Annotated in this window: 1 protein-coding gene; it reads right to left on the bottom strand. The window is 78.4% G+C overall.

What is annotated here, in order from left to right:
- A partial coding sequence (locus tag HMPREF0731_RS22635) for a CheR family methyltransferase (protein WP_007006610.1) occupies positions 1-610 on the bottom strand: 610 nt, incomplete at both ends.

Here is a 610-nt window from a genome sequence, read left to right as displayed (position 1 = left end):
AGGTCGGTGGCGCCGAGCAGCAGCGCGCCGCCCGGGGCGAGCCGCGCGCACAGCCCGCGCAGCACCGCCGCGCGCGCGTCCGGCGTCAGGTAGATCAGCACGTTGCGGCAGAGGATGATGTCCTGCTCGGCGGCCTCGGGCGGCGCGGCGGGCGCGGCGTCCGGTGGCGCCAGTACGCAGAGATTGGCCCGCGCGAAGCTGACGGCCACCGCCTCGCCCGGCCGGGCGCAAAGGGTGCCGGCGGCATCGGCCGGGAAATAAGGGCGATAGGCCTCGGGCACCTCGCGCAGCGGGTCGGGCGGGCCGGGCTCGAAACGGCCGCTGGCGGCGCGCGCCAGGGCCGGGCGGCAGAGGTCAAGGCCCAGGATGCGCGCCGGCAGCCCGGCCTCGGCGGCAAGGGCGGCGAGGCTCCAGGCCTCCTCCCCCGTGGCGCAGCCGGCGGAGAGGATGCGCAAGGGGCGGCCGGGCACCGCCAGCGCCGGGAAGGCCAGGGCTGCCAGCGCCAGCAGCTGCGGCGCGGTGCGGAACAGCCGCGTCTCCTGCACCGTCACGGCGTCGATCAGCGCGGCCCAGAAGGGATCGTCCAGCGCCGGGCGGCGCAGCCGGTCGG

It is taken from the genome of Pseudoroseomonas cervicalis ATCC 49957, from assembly GCF_000164635.1.
GTDB lineage: Bacteria > Pseudomonadota > Alphaproteobacteria > Acetobacterales > Acetobacteraceae > Pseudoroseomonas > Pseudoroseomonas cervicalis.
Note: the sequence above shows the minus strand (reverse complement) of the source record. Positions and strands in the feature narration are given on the sequence as shown.